At 38.5% G+C, this 25,802-nt stretch carries 21 protein-coding genes; 4 read left to right on the top strand and 17 right to left on the bottom strand.

All coding sequences use genetic code 11. From position 1 onward, the window contains the following. A partial coding sequence (locus BEGALDRAFT_RS16240; RefSeq protein ID WP_002691883.1) for a TaqI-like C-terminal specificity domain-containing protein occupies positions 1-852 on the top strand: 852 nt, incomplete at its 5' end. A gap of 12 nt (positions 853-864) precedes the next feature. Here the strand turns inward: BEGALDRAFT_RS16240 and BEGALDRAFT_RS16235 are convergent. The 7 genes from BEGALDRAFT_RS16235 to BEGALDRAFT_RS16205 form a co-directional block, all read right to left on the bottom strand. Continuing rightward, entirely contained in the window at positions 865-4,275 is a 3,411-nt protein-coding gene (locus tag BEGALDRAFT_RS16235) for an Eco57I restriction-modification methylase domain-containing protein (protein WP_002691880.1), read from the bottom strand. 18 nt (positions 4,276-4,293) lie between these two features. Further along, a complete protein-coding gene (locus BEGALDRAFT_RS16230) occupies positions 4,294-7,581 on the bottom strand; it encodes a helicase-related protein (protein ID WP_002691878.1) in 3,288 nt (1,095 codons plus the stop codon). A gap of 868 nt (positions 7,582-8,449) precedes the next feature. Continuing rightward, complete coding sequence (pnp, locus tag BEGALDRAFT_RS16225; protein WP_002691876.1) at positions 8,450-10,531, bottom strand: polyribonucleotide nucleotidyltransferase; 2,082 nt, start codon at positions 10,529-10,531, stop codon at positions 8,450-8,452. Between the two features lie 52 nt (positions 10,532-10,583). Next, the gene (gene rpsO / locus BEGALDRAFT_RS16220) at positions 10,584-10,850 is read right to left on the bottom strand and encodes a 30S ribosomal protein S15 (RefSeq protein ID WP_002691874.1); all 267 of its coding nucleotides are present in this window, start codon (positions 10,848-10,850) and stop codon (positions 10,584-10,586) included. Between the two features lie 139 nt (positions 10,851-10,989). After that, positions 10,990-11,400, bottom strand: coding sequence for an acyl-CoA thioesterase (locus tag BEGALDRAFT_RS16215; RefSeq protein WP_002691872.1), 411 nt, complete (start codon positions 11,398-11,400; stop codon positions 10,990-10,992). A gap of 27 nt (positions 11,401-11,427) precedes the next feature. Beyond that, complete coding sequence (gene hemH / locus BEGALDRAFT_RS16210; protein ID WP_002691869.1) at positions 11,428-12,522, bottom strand: ferrochelatase; 1,095 nt, start codon at positions 12,520-12,522, stop codon at positions 11,428-11,430. A 117-nt stretch (positions 12,523-12,639) separates the two neighbouring features. Then, complete coding sequence (locus tag BEGALDRAFT_RS16205; protein WP_040295010.1) at positions 12,640-13,275, bottom strand: 3'-5' exonuclease; 636 nt, start codon at positions 13,273-13,275, stop codon at positions 12,640-12,642. 423 nt (positions 13,276-13,698) lie between these two features. Between BEGALDRAFT_RS16205 and BEGALDRAFT_RS16200 the strand changes: the two genes are divergently transcribed. Together BEGALDRAFT_RS16200 and prfA are read left to right on the top strand one after the other, a co-directional pair. Further along, positions 13,699-15,108: a mannose-1-phosphate guanylyltransferase/mannose-6-phosphate isomerase gene (locus tag BEGALDRAFT_RS16200; protein ID WP_002691865.1), complete on the top strand. Its 1,410-nt coding sequence runs from the start codon at positions 13,699-13,701 to the stop codon at positions 15,106-15,108. A 96-nt stretch (positions 15,109-15,204) separates the two neighbouring features. After that, the gene (gene prfA, locus BEGALDRAFT_RS16195) at positions 15,205-16,281 is read left to right on the top strand and encodes a peptide chain release factor 1 (protein WP_002691863.1); all 1,077 of its coding nucleotides are present in this window, start codon (positions 15,205-15,207) and stop codon (positions 16,279-16,281) included. Between the two features lie 72 nt (positions 16,282-16,353). On the opposite strand, the gene BEGALDRAFT_RS16190 is transcribed toward prfA, so the two are convergent. From BEGALDRAFT_RS16190 to BEGALDRAFT_RS16165, 6 genes are all read right to left on the bottom strand, one after another. Further along, a complete protein-coding gene (locus BEGALDRAFT_RS16190) occupies positions 16,354-16,611 on the bottom strand; it encodes a hypothetical protein (RefSeq protein ID WP_002691861.1) in 258 nt (85 codons plus the stop codon). A 437-nt stretch (positions 16,612-17,048) separates the two neighbouring features. Further along, positions 17,049-18,740: a PAS domain S-box protein gene (locus tag BEGALDRAFT_RS16185; RefSeq protein WP_002691859.1), complete on the bottom strand. Its 1,692-nt coding sequence runs from the start codon at positions 18,738-18,740 to the stop codon at positions 17,049-17,051. A 34-nt stretch (positions 18,741-18,774) separates the two neighbouring features. Further along, entirely contained in the window at positions 18,775-19,401 is a 627-nt protein-coding gene (gene ruvA / locus BEGALDRAFT_RS16180) for a Holliday junction branch migration protein RuvA (RefSeq protein ID WP_002691857.1), read from the bottom strand. Positions 19,402-19,441: 40 nt separating this feature from the next. Next, positions 19,442-19,945: a crossover junction endodeoxyribonuclease RuvC gene (ruvC, locus tag BEGALDRAFT_RS16175; RefSeq protein ID WP_002691855.1), complete on the bottom strand. Its 504-nt coding sequence runs from the start codon at positions 19,943-19,945 to the stop codon at positions 19,442-19,444. A gap of 7 nt (positions 19,946-19,952) precedes the next feature. Further along, complete coding sequence (locus tag BEGALDRAFT_RS16170) at positions 19,953-20,699, bottom strand: YebC/PmpR family DNA-binding transcriptional regulator (RefSeq protein WP_002691853.1); 747 nt, start codon at positions 20,697-20,699, stop codon at positions 19,953-19,955. A 300-nt stretch (positions 20,700-20,999) separates the two neighbouring features. After that, positions 21,000-22,163, bottom strand: a complete 1,164-nt coding sequence (locus BEGALDRAFT_RS16165; protein ID WP_002691851.1) for a WD40/YVTN/BNR-like repeat-containing protein — start codon at positions 22,161-22,163, stop codon at positions 21,000-21,002. A 363-nt stretch (positions 22,164-22,526) separates the two neighbouring features. On the opposite strand from BEGALDRAFT_RS16165, the gene rpsT reads away from it, so the two are divergent. Further along, complete coding sequence (gene rpsT, locus BEGALDRAFT_RS16160; protein ID WP_002691849.1) at positions 22,527-22,805, top strand: 30S ribosomal protein S20; 279 nt, start codon at positions 22,527-22,529, stop codon at positions 22,803-22,805. A 119-nt stretch (positions 22,806-22,924) separates the two neighbouring features. Here the strand turns inward: rpsT and lpxA are convergent, their stop codons facing one another. From lpxA to BEGALDRAFT_RS16140, 4 genes are all read right to left on the bottom strand, one after another. Continuing rightward, complete coding sequence (lpxA, locus tag BEGALDRAFT_RS16155; protein ID WP_002691847.1) at positions 22,925-23,695, bottom strand: acyl-ACP--UDP-N-acetylglucosamine O-acyltransferase; 771 nt, start codon at positions 23,693-23,695, stop codon at positions 22,925-22,927. Then, positions 23,692-24,156, bottom strand: coding sequence for a 3-hydroxyacyl-ACP dehydratase FabZ (fabZ, locus tag BEGALDRAFT_RS16150; protein WP_002691844.1), 465 nt, complete (start codon positions 24,154-24,156; stop codon positions 23,692-23,694). Before fabZ ends, lpxA begins: the two co-directional genes overlap by 4 nt. 76 nt (positions 24,157-24,232) lie before the next feature. After that, the gene (gene lpxD / locus BEGALDRAFT_RS16145; RefSeq protein ID WP_002691842.1) at positions 24,233-25,255 is read right to left on the bottom strand and encodes a UDP-3-O-(3-hydroxymyristoyl)glucosamine N-acyltransferase; all 1,023 of its coding nucleotides are present in this window, start codon (positions 25,253-25,255) and stop codon (positions 24,233-24,235) included. A gap of 27 nt (positions 25,256-25,282) precedes the next feature. Next, a complete protein-coding gene (locus tag BEGALDRAFT_RS16140; RefSeq protein ID WP_040295009.1) occupies positions 25,283-25,780 on the bottom strand; it encodes an OmpH family outer membrane protein in 498 nt (165 codons plus the stop codon). Positions 25,781-25,802: the final 22 nt, after the last annotated feature.

Genomic DNA, 25,802 nt, shown 5'->3' with positions numbered 1-25,802 from the left:
AAACAAATCAAAGAAAAAATTGAAAAAATCGGTACTCCACTCCGTGAGTGGGATATTAATATTTATCGTGGTGTATTAACAGGTTACAACGAGGCTTTTATTATTGATAGTGCAACAAGAGATAAACTAATCTCAGTTTCACCAAATTCAGCAGAAATAATACGACCAATTTTAAGAGGCAGGGATATTAAGCGGTATGGGTATGAGTCTGCTGATTTGTGGTTGCTTTTTATTCCTTGGCATTTTCCTTTACATAAAAACTCATTAATTAAAGGGGCTTCCGAAGAGGCAGAAGATATTTTTAAAAGACAGTATCCAGCTATTTATAACCATTTGCTTCAATTCAAAACCGAACTTTCTAACAGAAATAAAGCTGAAACTGGAATACGCTATGAGTGGTATGCATTACAACGTTGGGGAGCAAATTATTGGGAGGATTTTTTTAAACCTAAGATTATTTACCCAGAAATAACTAAATTTTTACCTTTCTATTATGATGAACATGGGTATTACATTAACAATAAATGTTTTATGATTACAAGTTCTAATATATCTTTTTTAACTGCTTTTTTTAATTCGTCATTATTTAAGTTCTGTTTCCGAGAAAACTTCCCAGAATTACTAGGTGGAACAAGGGAATTAAGAAAGGTGTTTTTTGACAAAATCCCAGTTATTAAAGTTGATGAAAATACTAATGAGTTTTTTAGGGAAAAAATTATTTTAATTCAAGAATTAAAGGCTATAAATCAAAAAACCACCCAGCTTGAAAATGAAATCGACACGCTAATATTTGATTTATATAATCTCAGCCAAGAAGAAAGAAAGTTAGTCGTTTTAGCTAGTGTTATATAAGATAATTTTTTATTATTTTATAATAATTTGTATTTCTTCTTCAGTTAAACTGTATAAATTAAATATTAATGTATCTAGTTCATTTTCAATATAGAGTGTTTCTCGATTATCTTCCTTTTGTTTATGAATTTCATCAACTAAATGATTAATTTTATCCTCTAATTGATTATCTGGTTTTGGTAAAGGTAAATTTTCTAAAAAAACTTTTTTATATCTATATCCATCTTCTCCAAGTCCACCACCTGCATAGAATTTCTTGAAAAAATATGAAACTGGTCTTGAATTGAGTAATGCTAATATATACTTTAAGTTCTGTCCTACCATGACAAAGCAAGTATCATTAATAAATATAGAGTTTGTGTCATATGAAAATTGAGGTTCTCTAACAATTTCTGGGTAAATAATCTTAGGTTTAAAAAAATCCTCCCAATAACTTATACTATCTTGAGTTTCAAACCATTGATAATTCGTTATTTTTCTTGATTTGATAATTTTTCCATCCACTTTATATTGTTTACCAGTTTGTTCTAGTCGTTCCCTTCCAAAAGAAAGTAGGTGCTCTTTTACCGCAGGATATTTTTCAATATCCACTCTCAAACTCGGAAGAGTTCCTATTATGTACAAGCCCTGCCATTCATGCCCATACCGCTTAATATCCCTGCCTCTTAAAATTGGTCGTATTATTTCTGCTGAATTTGGTGAAACTGAGATTAGTTTATCTCTTGTTGCACTATCAATAATAAAAGCCTCGTTGTAACCTGTTAATACACCACGATAAATATTAATATCCCACTCACGGAGTGGAGTACCGATTTTTTCAATTTTTTCTTTGATTTGTTTTTCTATTTCATCAACGACAATCCAACTGTTTGGGGTATTGAAATGGGTATTGAGGGTTGAGTGCTGTTGAAAAAAATCGCTCATATTTTTTAAACTAAAATCCTTTCCAAAAACACACGTTTTTACTTTATTCTGAAACTCAGCTTTCTGCCCAATAAAAATGTTAGTATCCACTGTTGCACTATCAAAAACCTGAAAACCGCCAAAATCGATTAATATCAATGGATTTGAATGCTTAATAAAATACTGCCGTAAAGATTCGCCATAAGCCGCACGCATCCATTTATTAGACGTAATAAACGCAAGAATTCCATTATATTTTAATAAACTAAGTCCTTTTTCATAAAATAAACAATACAAATCCCCCATCCTCGTAAATGTTTCATAACCCAATTCTTGCAAAATATGAATTTCTTCCGTCATTTTTTGCAACTGTCTGTAAGGCGGATTACCAATAACAATGTCAAATCCTCCTTCTTTAAATACATTTTTAAACCATAAATGCCATAAGAAATAAGGCTTATCTTCTGTTTTTTGTAGAACAAGCAACTTCTGTTCAGTTTCATCTAAACCCGCTAATTGCTTTTGCCAATCAAGATATTGCTTAAACTCTTTTGATTTTTGATTCAGTTTTGTAAAATCCTTATTTTTAACGTTAATTCCCAAGCTTTCCCATTTACGTTCTACTGCCTTAATTTTATATGTCAAATCATCTTGACATGCTTGTATAAAAGCATGGATTTTTTTCTCCACAAATTGATTAATTTGTTTTTTTGCCTCAGATTTATCTAGTTTTTCCCCTGTGTCTTTCTCCAACTTATCAGGGTCAAAATATTTATCGATTAACTTATCCAATTGTTCTTTACTATCTTGAGAAAAAGCCTCAAGCGGTTTTTCTGCTTCAAAACCAATACCTAGTGATGGCTGTCTTTCCTCAACAGCATTCTCTGTTTTCTTCGCTAAATCTTCCAATTTAACCGTGCCAAACCGCTCCAGTAAACTGTTTCCCTGCATAATTTTAAAATCAAGATTGGGCAAAGGTTGTGGTTCATCCTCATCAACGACCAATGTCAGCCAAAAACGCAAACGGGCAATTTCCACCGCACCATATTCTAAATCAACCCCATAGATATTCTTTTGAATAATCTCTTTTTTAACCGCAATAGGGTCAAAAATCGTATGATTTCTTAAATAAGGATAAAGCAAACGGCGACATTCAAAAATTTCCTTCAATAACCCCATTGGAAATGCACCAGAACCAATAGTCGGGTCACAAATTTTAACGGCTTTCAATTTATCATTGATAATATTCGCTTTTTTATAAGCAGTGATACTAGCATGTACTTGATTATTTCTAATCAATAATTCAAATACTTCTTTGTTTTCCAATGGTAATTGGGTATGCAAATATTCAATTAAACTTTCTTGACAGAGAAAATGTACAATTTCTTTAGGGGTGTAAAATGTACCCTTTTCACGGTTTTCTTCTAATAAATTCTCAAAAATATGCCCTAACATCTCAGGGTCGATACCTATCTCACTGTCATAGGGGTCATTTTCATCAATCGTAAAATTATACTGTTCAAAAAAATCTAATAAATTCGCAAAATAATCCGCAGGAAAATCAATTTTATAAATAAAAGCACTGTCTTGGTCAAATAAACCACCATTGAGATACGGTAATTTTATGGCGATTCCTAACGAGGCGGGTGCAATGTCATTTTCACGTTTTATATTTAACGTTTCAAAAAACAATGTTTTTAAAGCTGTACTGTGGAATTTCTCGGGCTGCGGGTGACTTCTAAATAATGATTGTAAAAATTTCATATCGCCGTTTTTCCAATCTTTACGACTTGCAGAAACGCCCAACCAGCCCTTTTTTTGTAAAAATTGTAAAAATACCATTCTACCTAATAGTTTTTTAGCAAAATCACGAATTGGCTTTTGTTTTTTATCCTCATCAGTTTGACGGTTGTCTATTAGCTGTTGATAATATTCTGTATTTTTTGCCAAATACTGCCAGAATTTTTCATAAAACGCTTTATAAGTCTTAAAAAAGTCTTTATTGAGCTTTTCTACACTAAACGCTTCATATAAATCGTTTAAATAAATGGGTTTATCTTTTAATTTATCAAAACGGTCTGCGGCTGTTCTGCAACTTTCACCTTTGCCAAATAGATAAGTATAACGTTTTGGTTCTGTTTGCTTTTTTTCGTCTAAAGTTCTTATTTCACTGATGTAGCTAAAACGCCATTTATCCTCTTGCACAAAGACAATAAGCGCACCATCCACATCATATTGATATACTTGTCGTAATAAATTACGTAATCCGACCCGATTTTTACTAATCCATATTTGGGGCGTGAGTTTTACCTCATAAATGCCTATCAATCTTTCATCTGCCGTATAAAAGCTGCCAAGTTCAACGGCTTCTGTTGCTAACTCATTATCTGATATAGGAATTATTTGAGGCAATTGATGAAATTTTTTAGCTCCAAAATAGCGAATTAAAACATCTCGCCATTTTTCAGGTTGGTAAGGAGCTTCTAATATTTCTGTTTGTAACGTTTTTTTATCAATCATGAGCGGTTTCTTGTAAATTTATTCAATAAAAGTCTCAGATAAAATGATATTAGGTTCAGGTGTTGCTTCTAATTTATCTGGATTTTCTTCCGTTATATTGTGCTGAACATTGTATTTTTTAGCCAATTTAATAATCAGTCGACTGACTTGCTCATTGGTGATTAATTTTTTATCCAATTGGCGAATAATTTTATTCATTTCTGTGGGTAAATTCGTAATAGTCCCCTTGTCGATTAAATTTAATAAATTAATATAAGCTATTTTCGCTTCTTCTTGCTGACAAGATTTTTCCATATCACGCAAAAATTTTCTTGCTTTTGCGGAAATAACCCCATCATTCTTTGTAACTTTCTCAAGAGTTGTACTTAAAAAATCTTGTTCAAAGGTCTGTAAAGCGGCTTCTACTTGAGCATAATGCTGTATTGGTAAATCAAAACTGGGTTCGTTAACATTTGCTTCAAAATATTGTGCGGCTTCTAAAAATGATAAAGCATTTGTTTTCAATTCATTATCAACCTTATAAAATTCAATTTTATAGGGTGATTTTAAAAAAATAATAGTGTTTTGTGCCAAATTATCAGTTGATGAATTTTCTACTTTTCTAGCGGTTCTTGCTTTCATTGGAAATTGTGCAATTCGCTTAAAGAGTTGGGGGTTATTATCTTTAAACTCACGAATAAAACGTAAATAGTACAAACGTTTATCTTCATCATCTTTTGTACCTTCTTTAAATAATTCGAATTGTTCTAACATTTCTTCATGGGTATAAATTTGTGCATCTTCGCCAAAGGCAGTATGAAAGCCTTGTAACTTAATTAACGCAGTATTATAAAGTTTTATCTCTTCATCACCTTGTTTTGACGGGTAAAAATTATAGTTATAAATAACCCCAGCAATGCTACCAATACGATTTACGCGCCCAATGCGTTGCATTAAACGAGTTGCGTTCCAAGGCGTATCATAATTTACGATGACATTACAGCGATGTAGGTTAATTCCTTCAGCCAATACATCCGTCGTCACTAGTATCTTATATGTTTCTTTCCTCTCACCCGTATAATTCGCATCAAAGTTTTCTTGAATAGTTTCAAACAGTTTACTTCTATTATCAGCCGAAACATTTAAAACCTTTGTCTTTAATCGTTTTTCAAGCTTTTCTTGTAAATAATCTGCTGTATCGACGCTTTCAGTAAAAATAACGAGTTGCCCTGTTGGATTAATGATTGAGTTCAATAACTCTTCGTCTAATACTTTAAAAAAAGTATCTAGTTTAGGGTCTTCTGTGATGGCTGACCATTCTTTAATAAGCTCTTGTAATAGCATTGCATCTTTCTGTAACCCTTCGATGAAATGGTTTTCAAAATCATAGGGTGTAAAAACATTATTTTTAGGATTATCAATGTTTACCTCCATAATGAGCGTTTCTATCTCATCAATACTAAAACCTTTTTCCATTAAATCATTAATCTGTAAGTCGGGTGCAATTAAAATTTTACCCATTTCAAACATTTGAATCATTCGTTGTGTCGTAGTCTCTAAATTATTCAGTGATTTTTTGAACGCGGTAAAACTACTTTCTAAACGTTTTACCATAAAAGTCTTCATAATACCTGCAAGCGATTTTGATGAAGTAACTGCTTGTTCGTAATATTGTTCTCTTAATTCTGGTTTTAGATAAGCAGTGGCTTGGTAACGGGTGTAGTTAATTTTGTCTGCGTCTGTCAGGTAGAAAACAGTGCGGTAAAACAATTTACTTAATTTGGTACTCAACTCATAAATTTTGGGTCTTGGCGCAGCAATTTCAGGGAATACAATATGTTGTGCATTTAAGTCCTCTAGGTATTTGGGATAATTTTTTAAGTCTTTTCGGGTTCGACGCACGGTTATTTGAGAAATAATTTTTTCTCGAATTAGGCTGTATAGTTTGCGAATTTGTTCAATGTCTGGTTCACTACTTAACATAATCTCTTGATAATCACGAATAATCGGACTAAAGAAATTTTGTAAATTTGTTATGGGTAGTGTGCTTTTCCGTGCGTCTTGGAAAAGTAAAAGTTGGTAATATAAATCTTGAGGGCGATTATTCAGTGGCGTTGCTGAGATGAGAATAACTTTCTTTTTTGTTCCTTGAATTAAACCTTCTCCATTTCTAGGGGTTTTACAGATTTGTTGTAAATTATTAAACATGGTTGATTTATGGTTGCGATAACGATGTGCCTCATCAACCAGAATTAAATCATAGTCTTCTTTCGCCCAGTAGTTTAAATCTTCCCCTTTAATAATTTTTTCTAGTCGTCCATTGGTAATAAATTTGGCATGTCGGTCAATACCAAACTGACGAAAAGTGTTTTTCCAATTTTTTTCAAGTGTTGGTGGATAAACGACTAATATTTTTGTATTTAAAGAACCATTGGCAATGAGAAATCGTTTAGCAATCATTGCGGCAACAATGGTTTTACCCAGTCCCACAACATCGGCTAAAAAGAACCCATTATGCTCAATGAGCATTTGGAATCCTTGATTAACTGCATCAATTTGGTAACTAAGTTTTTTATAGGTCTTTGGTAAATCTCCAATAGTATCTGGGTCATAATCGATATTTTTTCCAAAAAACTCTATGAGAAATCTGATATAAAGTTCATAGGGGGTAAATGATTGCCCTATGTGTGTTTTTTCCTTAAAGCGTTGAATATCAGCAGGTAATATTTCTGTCGCTTGCTCCCAAAGGGTTGAAAATTCGTCTTTAAGAAACTTAACATCATCAAAATCTTTTAAAGCAATATTTAGTTCATAATTAGCAGTTTTTTTTATTCCCAGCCCAGCTTCTGTCAAATTAGAAGAACCCATAATAACCCAGCCATCAGAATGGGGCGTGTGATGTTCGGGTAGAAATAAGTAAAATTTTGCATGGACAGTTTTGGAATGATGCGCCCTAACTTTAATTTTCTCTTTTATTAAATCATTGATAAAAATTAAAATACCGTCTTCAACTTCTTTAGAATATTTTGCTTCTTTGATATCTTGAATAAACCATCGTAAAAATTCATCTTTTGCTTTATCAACGTCGCCAAAATAAAGCAGCCCTTTGCGTTGTGCTTCTGCAAATAAGTGATCTACATTGATTCCGATTAATATGTGTATCTCTTTGACATTGGTTAAATATGGTTGTAATGCAAAATAGCCTGATGAGCGAAAGTAACCAATTACTGCATGAAAAGCATGTAACCCCGTCATGTCATGGATAATACCTTTAAATTTATCAAATAAATTACGTTCATGACTATTGGTAAAAAATTTAGAGGACATGTTTATTTCTTTGAAAGATAGTTGAAAAAATAGGCAGTTTCTGGGAAGGATTTAAGCGGATAATTTTTTTCTAATAATTGTTGGTAGTGATAAATAGAGAGTGATATTTGCCTATACTTAAGTCCAGTTTATGAACTTCTAAGCATTGTTGCATCACTTCTAATGATGCACCACCTATGTTTAGCGATAAACTGATATTTTACTCACCCATCTATCAAAATATTATTGCCCTCTGCTGAGATTAAAATTGAATCCCCCGAGCCAGCTTCTAAAAATTTAAAGGTAATTGTCATAATTTTTTATATTAAATAATAAGGTAGTTAAATATCAGTAATATAATTAGATATATAAAAAGGTAGTTAAAGCAAGGAGATATATTTTAAATTAAACAATCAGGAAGATAAATATTTTTTTATTTAAATCAAAGTTTCTAGCATTGATTATTTACTAACCTGAGTTCGACGATATTTATAAAATAAAACAGAGACCTGCTAGGTTTTGAAAACCCAGCAGGTCTGTTGGAACACGAGAAAAGGGTTGAAGGACTGGCAGAGATTATTCTCTTGTTTTTCATCGGGATTCACCAGATAAAATTAAAACATTTTCTGAATCAGGATTTTCAGAATTAACAGGATTTAAAACCCTCAAACCAAAAAGTCAGGTGAATCACGCTTTTTAATCCTGCTAATTCTGAAAATTCGATGAATTCTGATTCAGACAAGCTGTTGTCTTTTTAAAAGAAAATCGCCGAACTCAGGTTAAGTTGATTCATGAGATGTCGAATAAAAAAACCTGTTTTTGTGTATCCGATAAGTGGCTGAAGGATAGCAAAAACAGGTTATGTGAATGGCAATGCAAGCGTTAAGCGTTATTGAATCCCTTTCATACTTAAACGGATTTTGCCTTGCTTATCAATTTCTAAAACTTTTACTTTAACGGTGTCGCCTTCGCGCAATTTGTCGGTTACTTTGTCGACACGTTCTTCCGAGATTTGGGAAATATGGACTAAACCATCTTTTCCGGGGGAGATGGTTACAAATGCACCGAAATCGACTAATTTGGCAATTTTACCGTCATAAATTCCACCGACTTCAACGTCAGTCGTAATCTGTAAAATCCGACGTTTAGCTTCTTCAGAGGCGGCTTGGTCAGAAGAAGCGATTTTAACCAGTCCGTCATCACTGATATCGATAACTGCGCCTGTTTCTTCGGTGATTGAACGAATGGTCGCGCCACCTTTACCGATAACATCACGGATTTTGTCGGTTTTAATGCGGAAGCTGGTAATGCGGGGTGCATGAACGGACATTTCTTCTCGCGGGGTGGAGATGGCTTGTCCCATAATGCCTAAAATGTGCATCCGCCCTGTTTTCGCTTGCGCTAAGGCTATTTCCATAATTTCACGGGTGATGCCGTCGATTTTAATATCCATTTGCAACGCGGTAACGCCGTTTGTCGTCCCTGCAACTTTAAAATCCATGTCGCCTAAGTGGTCTTCATCGCCCATGATGTCGGAGAGAACCACAAAGTTATCGCCTTCTTTAATTAAACCCATCGCGATTCCTGCAACAGGGGCTTTGATAGGCACAGCTGCATCCATTAACGCAAGGCTTGCACCGCAAACGGTCGCCATAGAGCTAGAGCCGTTAGATTCGGTAATTTCAGAGACTAAGCGCACGGAATAGGGGAAGGTTTGTTGATTAGGCATCACGGCTTGTACACCACGACGGGCAAGGCGACCATGTCCAATTTCACGGCGTTTCGGTGTGCCAATGCGTCCAATTTCGCCCACACAGTAGGGAGGGAAATTGTAGTGGAGCATAAAGCCTTCTTTGCGTTCGCCTTCTAAGGCATCAACTACTTGGGCATCGCGTTCTGTGCCTAAGGTGGTGACAACGATGGCTTGCGTTTCGCCACGGGTAAACAGGGCAGAGCCGTGGGTGCGTGGTAAAACACCTGTACGGATGGTAATCGGACGAATGGTGCGATTATCACGCCCATCAATACGGGGAAGACCACCGAGAATATTGCCACGAACGATTTTTTCTTCTAACTTGCTTAATGCTGATTTAACTTGGCTCTCGCTCCATTGAGGGGCTTCAACATCGCAAAGTTGGCTGATGACTTCTTTGCGAATTATTTCAATGGTATCACGGCGAACTAGTTTATCGCGGATTTGATAGGCTTCACGTAAACGGTTTTCTGCACTATTTTTAACCTGCTCGACTAAAGCAGGGTCTAAGGTGACAGGTTTCCAGACCCAAGGGCTTGGATTGGCTTCTGTCACCATACTTTGAATAGCGTCTAAAACAACTTGTAATTGTTCATGTCCGAACAGAACTGCGCCGAGCATGATTTCTTCGCTTAATTCAGTCGCTTCAGACTCTACCATTAACACGGCTGTTCGTGTTCCTGCTACCACGAGGTCAAGCGCAGAGTGTTGTAGTTGCTTCCCTGTTGGGTTTAACACATATTCGCCATTGATGTAGCCAACCCGTGCAGCCCCTAAGGTTGCTAACATGGGGAAACCAGCGAGCGCAAGGGCTGCGGATGCCCCTATTAAGGCAGGAATATCGGGATCTATTTCAGGGTCTAATGACATAACCGTTGCAACGATTTGGACTTCGTTGGTAAATCCTTCAGGAAATAGAGGACGTAACGGGCGGTCAATTAAGCGAGAAGTTAAGGTTTCTTTTTCGGAAGGTCTGCCTTCACGTTTAAAGAAGCTGGCAGGAATTTTTCCTGCGGCATAAGTGCGCTCTTGATAATCCACTGTCAGCGGAAAAAAATCGCCTTCTTTTGAAGGTTCTTTACTCCCAACAACCGTGACTAACACGACAGTGTCGCCCATGCTACTCATGACAGCAGCAGAAGCCTGACGTGCAATTTCGCCAGTTTCTAGCGTAACGCTATGCTGACCATACTGAAACGTTTTTTTAAGTGGATCCATCGAAACTCCTTAACCGACTCGCTCATTTACTGAAAAGAGGAAGGCTATATTTTTAGTGGCGTAAACCAAGTTTGGCGATTAACGTTTGATAACGCGCGAAATCTTCTTTTTTGAGGTAGTCGAGTAAGCTACGGCGTTTGCTCACCATTCTTAATAAACCACGACGAGAATGGAAGTCTTTGCCATTGCTTTTGAAGTGTAAAGTTAAGCTGTCGATATTGGCACTTAATAAAGCGATTTGGACTTCAGCAGAACCCGTATCGTTAGTGGAGCGTTGATATTCTTGGACAATTTTGCTTTTTGTTTCGGCAGTTAGCATGACAGATAATGTCTCCTGAAAATAAAACAGTATTTTTACCTAAACGCGCAAGTATAGCGATAAGTCAAGCTAAAAACAAGAATCTAATTGAATTTAAGCGAGGGTTAATACGCTATTTTTATCGCGGAGGGGGTTAAGGTTAAGCGTCAAAGTGTTGTCGCCATAAATCGGGGAGTGGTAGTGATTTTCCCATGTGGTAATTGACCCAAACCATTACAACATGTCCTTGTGCATAGATTTTAGTTGGTTGTTGGCTGTCATAAATTTCGTGAATAAATGGCACACTGCTTCTCCCTGTTTTGCCAACGTAGGTATCAACAGTAATCGTCGCGGGGTAAACAATCGGCAGTAAATAATTGCATTCAGCTTTGACTAAGACAGGGCCTTCTTCGCCTTCTAATTTCATGCCTAAGCTATCTAGCCATTCAATCCGTGCTTGTTCCATAAAGGTGAAATAACGTGAATTATTCACATGTCCCAATGCGTCCATATCTGACCAGCGAATGGGAAATGAATAACGATAAAGTAGTTTTTTCGGTGTTTCTGTCATTTTATGAAACCTCAATCAGGCATTCAGTTATTTTTGAGCGTCTGCGGCTCTTTGTGCACGTTGTCGCGCTTCTGCTTGTAAAACGCTTAAGGGTTTATCTGACCAACCTTGGGCGTGTTGTTTTACTAATTCAGCGAGTGCTTGAATATGTAAATCTTCCGCATTTAAAGCGGGAATGTAGTGAAAGACTTGTCCGCCATTGTTGAGAAATAACTGACGGTTTTCAATGTCAATTTCTTCTAAGGTTTCTAAACAGTCAGCGGTAAATCCTGCACAGATAACATCCACCCGTTTTGTCCCTGTTTTTGCCCATTGGATTAAGGTTTCATCGGTGTATGGTTGTATCCATGCCTCACGCCCAAAACGGGATTGAAACGCAACTTGCCATTGGGTGTCGGCTAATCCCAATTTTTCCGCAACTAAACGGGCGGTTTTTTGACATTCGCAGGGGTAAGGGTCGCCTGCTGAAAAAAAGCGTTGTGGAATACCATGAAAAGAAAATAATAATTTTTCGCCTTGTCCATGGGTTGCCCAGTGTTGTTGAATGCTGTTTGCTAAGGCGTGAATATAGGCAGGAAAGTCATGATAATGTGAGATAAAACGCACATCAGGTATCCAACGCCATGTTTTAAACGCTTGGCTAAGTGCATCAAAGGTAGAACCTGTTGAGGCGGAGGAATACTGCGGATATAGGGGTAAGCAAAGAATGCGTTGTGCATTGGCTTTGCGTAATTGTTCTAACCCTGCCGCAATTGAGGGGTTGCCGTAACGCATACCCATCGCAACAGTGACAGGTGATTGAAACTGTTGGGTTAAAACTGTTTGTAATTTCTCAACTTGTTGTTGGCTAATATTTAGCAATGGTGAGCCTGTTGCCGTCCAAATTTGTTGATATTTTTTTGCAGATTTGGCAGGGCGTGTTCTTAAAATAATGCCATGTAGGATAAACCACCAAAACCAGCGCGGTAGTTCTGTAATGCGAGGGTCAGCTAAAAATTCAGCCAAATAACGGCGTAAGGCTTGTGGCGTTGCTTCATCAGGCGTGCCAAGGTTGATTAATAAAATGCCTAGCTGGGGAATCGCTTGATGGTCGAATGCAGTAGTATTTAAATAACTTTTCATAACATCACAGAGTTTGTGTTTTTTCTGTCTGATAGGGATAAATAAAAAAACCGCTTAAAACATTAAGGATTTTAAGCGGTTTTTTTATCACGGGGTTGAGATAACAGCCAAGTAAAATTAAAGTTTCCAGAAGCTCGTCATAACCTTATATTGCAAGTCTATCAGCTCAGAGGCAAGGCTTGTATTCGACAATAGTTGTTTTGTCATACATTGAAAAATTTGCCCTGTCACTTGCGCATCACCCGATGCAGTATGACGTGCGGGGTTTTTAATTTGAAACGACTTTGCAACATCATCAAGGCTGTAATGTCCTAAGTTACCACTATAGGCAATATACAATAACATTGTATCTATCCATAAATTAGGTAGTTGCCAAACTAATTTACGTTGTAACGCTTTATTAATAAAACATAAGTCAAAATTTACATGATGCCCGACGATAATCGCATCTCCAATAAACTCGACAATTTCGTCCAAAATATCGTCGATATACGGACTATTAGCAACATCGCTGTCACTAATACGGTGCAATGCGGTGGACATGACAGGAATCGAACGACGTGGATTTACTAAACTTTTGTATTCTCGTCCTGTAAATTCTAAGCCCCGCATTTCTAATAAACTGATAGAGACAATTTCGTCTCCTGCATAGGGTAATAATCCCGTTGTTTCAGTATCAAGTACAACAAAACGGGTTTTATCATTTGCGACGATTTTTTTTAACAATGTCGCCTCAGTGCAATGTGTACTCATATGGTTGGCTGAACACACAATCTCCTCCTTCTTTTCCTTGCTTTAATAAACGGTTATAGCATGAAAAACTTATAAACAACTTAAGAAATTATCAAAATATTCATGCTAAATTTTTATTTTATATCTGGCAATTATATCCCATAAAAGATAAGTACAAATATTGCCTATAAATTTCTAATGCGTTTCAGGAAACAATAAAAACTAACTTATTTTTATAATTAAGAAAAATCTATACATAAGCATTGCAAAATAATTTCAATACTATCCGTCGATATAATTAACAAAAGGTATTTTGCTTATCAATGAACATTCGTCAAACCGTTATCATACAAGCCATCAGCTTATATTTTTGAATCCAAAGCGACCCAGTTATAATATGCGGCATTATAAATAAGCCTCATGACATTAAGGTGATAATTCACAATGTTAATTCCTGTTATTTTATCGGGTGGTGTGGGTAGTCGATTATGGCCTTTATCACGCGAACATTATCCTAAACAATTATTAGCGTTAGTCGGTAACAACACATTATTACAAGATACAATTTTACGATTAGCGGGATTAGGACAACCGCTACGCCCCTTAATGGTTTGCAATGAAAGCCACCGTTTTCTGGTTGCTGAACAATTACGGGTGCTCAATCTCCAAGCGGAGAACATTTTATTAGAACCCAGTGGACGTAATACCGCCCCAGCGGTTGCCGTTGCTGCATTACATGCGGTACAGCAACACCCCGATGCCTTATTATTGGTACTGCCTGCTGACCACATTATTACTGCCACAGAACAATTCTGCTCAACGTTAAAGCAAGCGATTCCACTGGCAGAGGCAAATTATCTGGTCACTTTTGGCATCGTGCCCAACTGCGCAGAGACAGGATACGGCTATATCAAAGCTGCACAAACGATTCCCCAAACACAAGGCTATAAGGTAGAAAAGTTTGTCGAAAAACCTAATTTAGCCACTGCACAACATTATGTTGAATCAGGCGAGTATTATTGGAATAGCGGCATGTTCCTGTTTAAAGCCAGCCGTTATTTAGAAGAATTAGAAAAGTTTGCCCCTGCCATTTTTGCTGCTTGCCAACAAGCTTTGAGTCATGCGACCCAAGACCAAGATTTTTTACGTTTAGATGCCAATGCCTTTAATAATTGCCCCAGTGATTCCATCGACTATGCAGTGATGGAACACACCGAGGCAGCCGCCGTATTACCGCTTGATGCAGGTTGGAGCGATGTCGGCGCATGGACAGCACTTTGGGCAGTGAGTGCTCAAGATAAGCAAGGTAATGTTTTACTTGGTGATGTGATTGCCGAAAATGTGAAAAATAGTTATTTACGTGCAGAATATCGCCTACTTGCCGCGATTGGGTTAGATAATCACATTGTGATAGAAACCGCTGATGCCGTACTGGTTGCCCATAAAGACCAAGTACAAGATGTAAAAAAAATCGTCACCCATTTAAAAAATACAGCACGCCAAGAGGCAGATTTACACCGTAAAGTCCATAGACCTTGGGGAACTTACGAAAACATTGATGTAGAAAGCCGTTTTCAAGTAAAGCGCATCATGGTCAAACCTGGTTCTAGCCTCTCATTACAAATGCACCACCACCGCTCCGAACACTGGATTGTCGTCAAAGGGACTGCAAAAGTCACTTGTGGTGAAGACACCTTTTTAATGACTGAAAATCAATCGACTTATATCCCACTTGGGGTCAAGCATCGCTTAGAAAACCCAGGCAAAATTCCTTTGGAAATCGTTGAAATTCAATCAGGTGCTTACTTAGGCGAAGATGACATTATCCGCTTTGAAGACATTTATGGACGGTAACTGAACAAAATCTGATGAAAAGCGTTTGCGGTTTACCCCTAAAAAATCCTAAACTACTCGTTTTTCTGTGCAGAAACCGCCCTAATTAGAGTCACCATGAAACCTTCAATTCAACATAAACTGGAAAACCTTTCAGATCGTTTAGATGAATTAAACGCGCTCCTTGCTGATTCTGATACGATTTCTGACCAAACTCGCTTCCGTGAGTTATCTAAAGAATTCTCAGAGATTCAACCCGTTGTTGCCTGTTTTCAGCAGTATAAAAAAGTCTTAGCGGATATAGAAACCGCTAAAGAAATGTTGAAAGACCCAGAAATGAAGGAGTTAGCAGAAGATGAACTCAATCAAGCTGAGGCTGAACAAGTACGACTCAATGATGAATTGCAAATCCTGCTCCTACCAAAAGACCCCGACGATACCAGTAATACCTTCGTTGAAGTGCGGGCGGGAACTGGCGGGGATGAAGCCGCTATTTTTGCGGGCGACTTAGCGCGGATGTATTCTCGTTATGCAGAAAAACAGGGATGGCAAGTTGAAATTATTAACGAAAACCCAGGGGAGCATGGGGGCTATAAAGAAGTTATTCTCCGCATTTCGGGGCAAAACGTTTACTCTGCTTTAAAATTCGAATCGGGCGGGCATCGTGTGCAACGTGTTCCTGAAACAGAAGCACAAGGACGGATACATACTTCTGCTTGTACCGTTGCAGTGATGCCAGAAGTCAGCGAAATTAACGAATTTCAAATTAACCCTGCTGATTTAAAAGTAGATACTTACCGTTCTTCGGGGGCGGGGGGGCAACACGTTAATAAAACCGACTCTGCCATTCGTATCACCCACTTACCAACAGGTATTGTTGTAGAGTGTCAAGAAGAACGTTCTCAACATAAAAATCGGGCAAAGGCAATGTCATGGTTACAAGCCCGTTTATTAAAAATGGAACGTGATAAGCAAAATGCAGAACAGGCAGCAACACGACGGAGTTTAGTCGGCAGTGGCGACCGTTCGGAACGAATACGCACTTATAATTATCCACAAGGGCGTATTACTGACCACCGCATTAACTTAACGTTATACAAACTAGAAGATGTATTGGAAGGCTATTTGGATTTACTCATTGCGCCATTAACGCATGAGTATCAAATGGATTTATTAGCGAACTTAGTAGAATAACCCAAAATATCTGTGATTTCGTTGATTATCATGGATAAATCAATGAATCACAGTTAAAAAAATAGTTTCATCTTATGATGAACTGGGTAACATGACTTTGTGAGCGCGTAACCACTCTTGGCATTTCACCCATTGTACCTGCCAACCAGCAACACCACTTGCTGCTTCACTGCTTTGGCTGTCTTCACTATTAGCAGCATTAGTGTGTTCTGCACTAAACCAAGCTTTTGCCGTGACTTGTAAAACCTGACGAGCGACAGGAGTTAAATTGTCCCAACGAATAGCAGAATCTTGTTGCGCTGAAAGAGCGGGTTGAGGTTGTGGGGACATGATTATATTCTCCTCAAAACGATAGATATATCGACAATAAACAAATTTTATTTGTGGGCGTAAAAAGTATTTCACAATACTTTTTATAGTGAAGCAGGAAAAAAAAATTGTCCACTACTAAGTATCACCTATGACCCACTGTAGCAAAGATTTTTTATTCTAAAAAAGAATAAAATCTCTTTTCAATATAACTAAACCGTAGTTTAGCTAAACTTCTATGAAAATACACTACCATAGAATAAACGATAAAATGCATTAATCATTCGTTATCGTTACGTCATAAATTGAGTAACTGAATGATTGAGTAGGATTAAGGAAACAATATGAAAAATAAGTTATATCGATGATTGTAGAGACCTTATTATCTACACAGTTAAGGTGTTTAAGGTCTCTACAGATAAAGACAGGCAAGGAATTGCCATCGAACCAAGTATAGACTAAACCATATTGGCTAAGAGGTGTTCATCAAAAATATAAAACGTATTTTTTCCTGACTCTTTCGCAAGATACATTGCCATATCTGCTTGCTGAATCAATTTTTCTACCACGCTAATGCCATCTTCTTCTATTCTGTCATGGTTAGGTCGATAAAAAGCAATGCCAATATTGCAATTAACTTGTACTTCATGCCCTTCTAAAAACACAGCCTGTGTGACCAGTTCAAATAATTTTTCAGCCAGTAAACGCACGTCATAATCTTGATGAATAGGCGATAAAATCAGCGCAAATTCATCCCCTTCTAAACGTGCAATCATGTCACCATCCCGAATGACCTTGCGTAATTGTTTTGCCAGTGTTTTCAAAAACTCATCACCAACTACATAGCCAAAATGCTCATTAATCTGTCTAAAGTTATCTAAATCTAGGTATAACAGGGCAAGACATTCATCTTGACGACAGGCGCGGGTTAATTGTTCATGGAATAAAAGACGGTTTGGTAATTCGGTCAACGAATCATAATGCGTCAATAGACGCATCCTTTCTGCATCATCACGCAATGCCCGCATATCGGAATAGACAGCAACATAATGTGTGATTTCATTATGCTCACCACGAATAGCACTGATAGATAACCACACCGCATAGATTTCGCCAGATTTACGACGATTATAGATTTCGCCGCGCCAACGTCCTGTTTCGCGCAGACTTGCCCATAATGTCTCATAAAATAAAGCCTCATGTCTGCCAGACTGTAAGAAACGTGGTTTTTTATCTAAAACTTCATCATAACTATAGCCTGTTGTCACAATAAAGGCTTGATTCACATCAATGATTGCACCATTTGCATCAGTGATTAATACACTATCGGTGGTGGTTTCAAAGACTTTTGTTGCTAAACGCTGCTTTGTTTGGGCGCGTTTTCGCTCGGTGATATTTTCCACCATATGAATTAAATATTGAGGTTTATCATTCGCATCTCGCACCAACGATGTGGTAATACGCCCCCACAGCATGGGGCTATTTTGGTGATGGAAAAAATATTTTTCCATTTGATAAAACGGACGTTCTTCACTCAATAACTGCAAATAGAATTCTTTTTCTACAGCGGTATCTGCAGGGTAAAAAAGTTTATTAAAGTTTTTACCTTCTAAGTGTTCGGTCGTATGACCTAACATCTGTTGTAAGGCTGGGTTGTGATGCACAATTTTGCCTGACATATCGACCAATGCGATACCCATCGCAGCTTGTTCAAAAATACCCCGAAACCGATTTTCACTTTTACGTAGCGCAACTTGTGCGCGTTTACCCTCTAAAATAACTTTGACCCGATGACGCAAGACCGCCCAATGCACAGGTTTAGTAATATATTCAACTGCCCCCACTGTAAAAGCCTTATCAACAGAAGCTTCATCGTCTAAAGAGGTAATCATAATCACGGGGACATCAATGCTTGTATTCATTTGCTTTAATTGATAACAAGCAGTAAATCCATCCATCACAGGCATAGCAGCATCTAACAACACTAAATCAGGCGAATAAATTTTAAACGTATCAATTGCTTTCGCACCATTTTCAGCCTGTATAACGGTATAACCTTGTTCCTCTAGCAAATTTTGCAACATACCCCGCATAAAGAGGTCGTCGTCAACGACTAATACTGAAAATTTTTGTTCGTCCTCTTTAAACATTTTTGCCTCTCTTTAAACGCGAGTTCATCCCTCGTTACTGTTTTAATGCGGCTTGTAATGCCCGTTTAATTAATATCTCACTGCTGATTTTTTCTGTGCTTTCGCTTGTCACAGCTTGTACCCAACGTGTTGCTTCCTGAGGCTTATATCCTAGTGCAATCAATGCACTAATCGCATCATCGACTGGGCTAATCAATCCCTGTACTAAAGCAGATGAGGCGGATGATGTCGCGGAATGATTGGGCGCATCGGTGATAAATGTGGTTAATCTATCACGCATTTCAATAACTAAACGTTCAGCCGTTTTTTTTCCGACACCAGGAATTTTGATTAATTGGGCGGTATTCCCTTGCTGAATACTACTTGCAAATGTACCTAATTCCATAGCGGATAAAATACCTAATGCTAATTTAGCTCCCACACCATTGACGCGAATTAATTCTCGAAACATGCGCCGTTCTGCATCACTAATAAAACCAACAAGATGATGGGCATCTTCACGAATTAATAAATGAGTAAATAAACTAACAGACTGGTTCAAATCAGGTAATTTATAAAAAGTTGACATCGGGGCTTCTACTTCATAGCCGACCCCTTGTACATCGATGACAAGTATAGGAGGAGATTTTTCTAATAATAATCCGCGTAAGCGCGAAATCATGAAATAACCTAGTTCAATTGAAAGTGAAAATACGATGACCTTACCGCAATATACCTGCTTTGGCTAACTGCTGTTGATGTTGTGCTGTGTGCAAATGACAAAGTGCGACCGCGAGCGCATCCGCCGCATCGGCTTGAGGAACAGCGGATAAACATAATAGAATTTTCACCATCTGTTGCACCTGCTCTTTTTGTGCATGTCCCTGTCCAACAACAGCCTGCTTAATTTGATTCGGCGCATACTCATGAACGTGCAAACCTTGTACCACTGCTGCAACAATTGCTGCACCACGTGCTTGTCCTAACTTTAACGCAGAACTCACATTTCGTGACACAAATACTTGTTCTATGGCTAAAACACTGGGTTGATATTGCGCAATCAATGATTGCAATCCTGTATAAATTTCATGCAAGCGTGTCGGCATATCTGTTGTGTGAGTGCGAATACACCCACACGTAACAAATACAGCCTTTTGAGCGTGCGCCTCAATAATGCCAAACCCCGTTACTCGAGAACCAGGGTCTATTCCTAATATTCGTGTCATGCAAAAATTATGCGAGTGCTGCCATGACTTCATCACTAAAGTCGGCATTTGAATAGACTTTTTGCACATCATCTAAATCTTCTAGCATATCTAGTAATTTAACGATTTTCTGTGCAGTTTCTAAATCAACACTGGTGCTTGTACCTGCACGCATGGTAATTTCAGCCGATTCAGGGGCTAATTTTGCTTTTTCCATCGCCGTTTTAACGCTGTGTAAATCACTGGGTGCGGTAATAATATCGACAGAACTGTCTTCATTCTTCACCACATCCTGCGCACCAGCTTCTAAAGCCGCCTCCATGAGCTTGTCTTCATCACTACCAGCGGGGTAGGTTAAAAGCCCAATTTCTTCGAACATAAATGCCACAGAACCATCCGTGCCTAAGTTCCCGCCACATTTACTAAACGCATGACGCACTTCAGAAACCGTCCGATTGCGATTATCCGTCATACAATCCACAATCACCGCAATACCGCCCGCGCCATATCCTTCATAACGGACTTCTTCGTAGTTTTCCCCTTCCGCCGCACCTGCTCCGCGCTTAATCGCCCGTTCAATTGTGTCTTTCGGCATATTAGCGGTTAATGCCTTATCCACCGCTAAACGCAAACGGGGGTTTGCATTTGGGTCTCCCCCTCCCATCCGTGCGGCAACGGTGATTTCACGAATAAATTTCGTAAAAACTTTGGCTCTTTTTGCATCTTGCGCACCTTTACGATGCTGAATATTCGCCCACTTACTATGTCCTGCCATAAATGAAAACCTTAAATTCTGTGATAGTTTGAGTGTTTAAGAAGGAGAAAAAACCCGTACATATTTTAAAATATCAGGTTGTTACATAATTTATTTTATAAATAGATGTAATAACGGGATATTGTATCACCAACTTATTGATGTCAGGTAGGGTAGAAAAGTACGTAGTGTGGTAGGCAATTCAGTCAATATGCTAGGGATATATAAAGATGATTTATTCTGATTTTATTTTTAGAAAAAAACAGGGTATATCATATAATTAATGATATACCCTGTTTTAAATGGTTTGTTCAAATAAACTTAACGCACCTGCACATCTGAGACATCAAAACGCAAATCAGATTCACGTCCAGTCAACTCGACATTCAATACATTGTTATCATTATCAATACGAAGACAAGGAATATTGACGGTATTTTGTGCCAAATGATAGGTGGCAACGCAATCACTATCAGTAATAACACGATATAATCCGCTATTTTGTACCCCGACAAAGAGAATTTCAGGATGATGCGGGTTGATAACCAGTGCGCGAATATTAGGTTTTGAACTAAGCTCAGTTGATAACTCAGTCCAAGTTTTACCGCCATTCGCGCTACGGTATAAACCTGTTCGTGCGCCTAAATAGACAATTTCTGGATTATGGGGGTCAATCACAATATTATCGGCTGCAATATGATGAATAGTCTCCCATGTTTCTCCCCCATCAGTGCTTTTGCTAATACGTGGTTCATATTCTCTAGGTGGATTATAGTGTTCTTCACTGACATAAAGTGTATTTGGATGATGTGGATCAATTGCGATAGGTAAATTTCCTTCCTGTAGGACGGAAGAAAAAAAAGTTTTTAACACCCAAGTTTGCCCTTGATCGACACTCTTATGAAGTTCATAACCACGAGTACCACCAGAGAAGGGAGAATCATTCGTACTCAGATAAAGTGTGTTGGGATTTTGTGGATTCACGGCGATAAATGAAGGCGAATATGGAGAAGGTAAGGCGTTTTCCCAGTTATCACCACCATCAACACTTTTGAGAAAACCATAATTTAAAAAATAAAGAATATCAGGATTATAAGGATTAATTCTTAATTGAATCAAGTAGCCCGTATTTTCATATTTTTTTACCCAAGAGATGCCATCATCTTCGGATTTAAAAATACGAACTGTTGAATCATCGTGAGTTGTTAGGTAAATAATAGCCGTATTTTGTGGGTTAATAACGATACCATTGATTACCCCTTCGACATTTGTCGTTTCTAGCTGTTCCCACTGTTCCCCACCGTCTTTACTCTGATAAAGCCAGTCAGCATCCGTAAAATAGAGCATATTTGGATTATGGGGAGAAATGGCAATCGTGTCGTTTTCCCCAAATCCACTGCGACCTGTTGCGACCCGTTCCCATTGTGTGGCATAAATAGTATTGGAAAAAACTAATAAATAAAGCAATATAAAAAAGTTTTTCATTGGCGCATCCTTAATTAAACTCACTTAGCAATTAATCAAGCTGTTCTAATCGGATAACTGATTTCTTTTAAGTATCGTTATGAGAACCGCTAAATTTAACGCACCTGCACATCTGAGACATCAAAACGCAAATCAGATTCATACCCTGTCAACTGGATATTTAATCTATTATTAATACAAAGGCTAAAGAATATTGGTAATATTTTATGCTAACTGATTAAGTTGCTACGCAATTATTATCGGTCACAAGGCGATATAATCATGTTGAATTTAGGTTTATAAAACACATCTTGATTAAACGCTTAACTTACTACATAATTATGAGTTTAAGTTTCAACTGGTCATTATTCAGGGAGTTCAACGTTGGCTAATTCAGCACAAGCAAAGAAACGGGTTCGTCAATCCGAAGCACATCGTCAATTAAATGCGGGACAACGTACCCGTTTACGTACTTCTATTAAAAACGTGGTTAAAGCCTTAGCAACAGGTAATGTTGAAGCCGCTAAAGCCGCTTATGCAATTGCAGTTCCTGTCATTGATGGCATGGCGCATAAAGGTTTAATTCATAAGAATAAGGCTGCTCGTCATAAGAGCCGTTTAAATAGTCATATTCGTAGTTTGAGCCAACAAGCTCAAGCGTAAGCGTTACCGCGACTCGATTGCGCCGTCTTTTTATAAAAAAACCTGTCACGGTGTTTCGTACGGACAGGTTTTTTTATGGGCTAAAGAAAGCAACAGATTGTTTATACGTTAGATTAGTATTAGCGTACAATACCGCGTGTTGTTTTTCCTAGAAAATCAATCATTAAGTTAATTTCAGCACAATCCGTTGCTTTCACTTTTAAGGCTTCTATTGCCTCTGTTAAGGTTAAGCCTTGTCGATAGATGATTTTATAGGCTTCTTGAATGTGGCGAATGGCTTCAGGGCTGAAGTTACGGCGTTTTAACCCTTCTTTATTAATACCATAGGCTTTTGCGGTATTGCCCCAAACGGTCACAAAGGGGGGAACGTCTTTAAATATGACGGTGCCTGCTCCTGAAAAGCTGTGCGCGCCTAGTTGGCAAAACTGATGCACGAGGCTAAATCCGCCCAGTATGACGTAATCAGCAACAATGACATGTCCTGCTAAGGATGAGCCGTTTGCGAAAATGGTATGATTGCCTACCCGTGAATCATGGGCAAAGTGGGTATATGCCATAATCCAGTTGTCATTTCCAATGGAAGTAATCCCTTCGTCATCTTCTGTTCCACGGTGCATGGTGCAATATTCACGAATAACGTTGTCATCACCAATTTCTAAGCGTGTATCTGTTCCACGATATTTTTTATCTTGTGGATCATCGCCTAATGCTGCAAATTGATGGATACGGTTATTGCGTCCAATTCGAGTCGTGCCTTTAATGACGACATGCGGTTCTATTTTTGTGCCTGCGTCAATTTGGACACCAGCACCGATATATGAGAAAGCTCCAACTTGGACACTGCTGTCTAGTTCTGCTTTAGGGTCTATGTATGCGCGTGGGTCTATCAACTTGGTATATCACTTTTCATGCACATGAGATCGGCACTGGAAACCAATTTGCCGTCAACTGTCGAGGTTGCGGCATATTTCCAAACCCCCCGAATAATTCTGGTCACTTTCACTTCTATGTAGAGCTGATCACCTGGTTCAACTGGTTGTTTAAACCGAGCATTGTCAATACCGACTAGGTAATAGAGGGATTGGTTATCAGGTTTTGCATCGCTGGTTTTAAAAGCAAGTACGCCTGTTGCTTGTGCCATCGCTTCTAGTATTAAAACGCCTGGCATAACAGGGCGGTGAGGAAAATGTCCTAAAAAGAAAGGTTCATTATAGGATACGTTTTTAATCGCTGTTAAATACTCACCCAGTTTGTAATCTAATACCCTATCGATGAGCAAAAAAGGATAACGATGGGGTAAGTGTTGTAAAATTTGATGAATATCCATGCTATTCAAAGTATTTGTTGTCATCGCATGGCTCCTGTTTGACAGGATAAGAAGGAGTGAGAATGTGTGCAGTCTTGATGACCACAGAAATAATGTTTTGTCATTTCAGCGTTTTTTCTAAAGAAGTGAGACGTTTTGCCATGTCATCCAGTTGTTTAAAACGGTGATAATTGCGATGCCATTGATGGTTTAGTTCTAACGGAGTACCTGAAGAATAAACTCCTGGTGAGAGGATGGATTGTAAAATAATAGAACCACCTGTGACATGAACATGATCGACCAGTTCAATGTGTCCCACAATGCCAACACCACCTGCAATCATGCAATAACGCCCAATGCGCGTACTGCCTGCAATACCAACACAACCTGCAATTGCTGTATGTTCTCCAATGTGAACATTGTGAGCAATTTGGATTTGATTATCGAGTTTTACGCCACGTTCTATGATGGTGTCTTCTAGCGCGCCTTTATCAATGGTGGTATTTGCGCCTATTTCTACATCGTCACCAATGATAACACCACCTAACTGAGGGACTTTAATCCATTGACCTTGATGATTAGCAAGTCCAAAACCATCCGCACCAATGACTGCTCCTGGTTGTATCACAACACGCTTGCCAATTTTTGTGCCTGTGCATAACGTCACTTGGGCAATCAGTTGGCTACCTTCCCCGATATGTACTCCAACACCGATGACGGACATTGCACCGATAACCGCATTATCCTCAATAACGGCTCGCGCTTCGACCACCGCTTGTGCGCCAATATAGACACCATGACCAAGCGTTGCCTCAGGGCTAACCCATGCACTGGGGTGTATGCCTATAGGTTTTGGCAGGGGCGGGTTAAAATAAGCGGCAGCAAGTGCGTAGCCAAGATAAGGATTTTCCATGAGCAGCACAGGAACAGGGCAATCGACATGGTCTTTTGCGTTCAATATAACGGCAGCTGCTTGGGTTTTAAGCAGGTCAGCACGATAACGACGGTTGGAGAAAAAGCTGACTTCTTGTGCAGTCGCCCGTGTGAGGGAGTTAATACCACTCACAACGGTCGACGGGTCTGCACCTTGTAGTTCTGCTCCAAGGGTTGCCGCTAATTCAGCAAGGCTCACAGAAACGGACATAGGCTCAGTAGGGATGGGGTTTAAGGATTATTTTTTCTTTAAACTGCCTAAGACTTTTTCAGTAATATCAACTTTATCACTGGCCCATACAACGCCATCACTGAGTATAAAGTCATAAGCCTCTTGACGGGCAATGGATTGAATCACTTCAACAATTCGTTTTTGTAATTTGTCTAGCTCTTCACTCCGACGGATATTGTAGTCTTCACGGAATTCATCTTGTTCACGGCGTAAATCACGACGTTTAGCAGCAATATCCCGTTGTAAATCGCGGTTTTCTGCTTCGCTCATGATTGCGCCATCTTTGGCAAGGCGGTCTTCTAAACGGCGTAATTCTTGTTGTGAGCCTTGCAGTTTTTTCTGCCGATTCGCAAATTCTGCTTCTAAGCGTTTGTTTGCGTCCGCAACTTGGGGGGCAGATTCCATCACCCGTACAGCATTGACAAAGCCAATTTTTAACTCGGCAAATGCAGGGGTAGAGACAAGACTACATAATAAACCAGTGATGAGATAAAACTTTTTCAAGGGAAACTCCATACAATGACAT

Source organism: Beggiatoa alba B18LD (assembly GCF_000245015.1).
Taxonomy (GTDB): Bacteria; Pseudomonadota; Gammaproteobacteria; order Beggiatoales; family Beggiatoaceae; genus Beggiatoa; species Beggiatoa alba.
The sequence above is the reverse complement of the archived record's forward strand: the minus strand, read 5'-3'. Positions and strand labels throughout refer to the sequence as shown.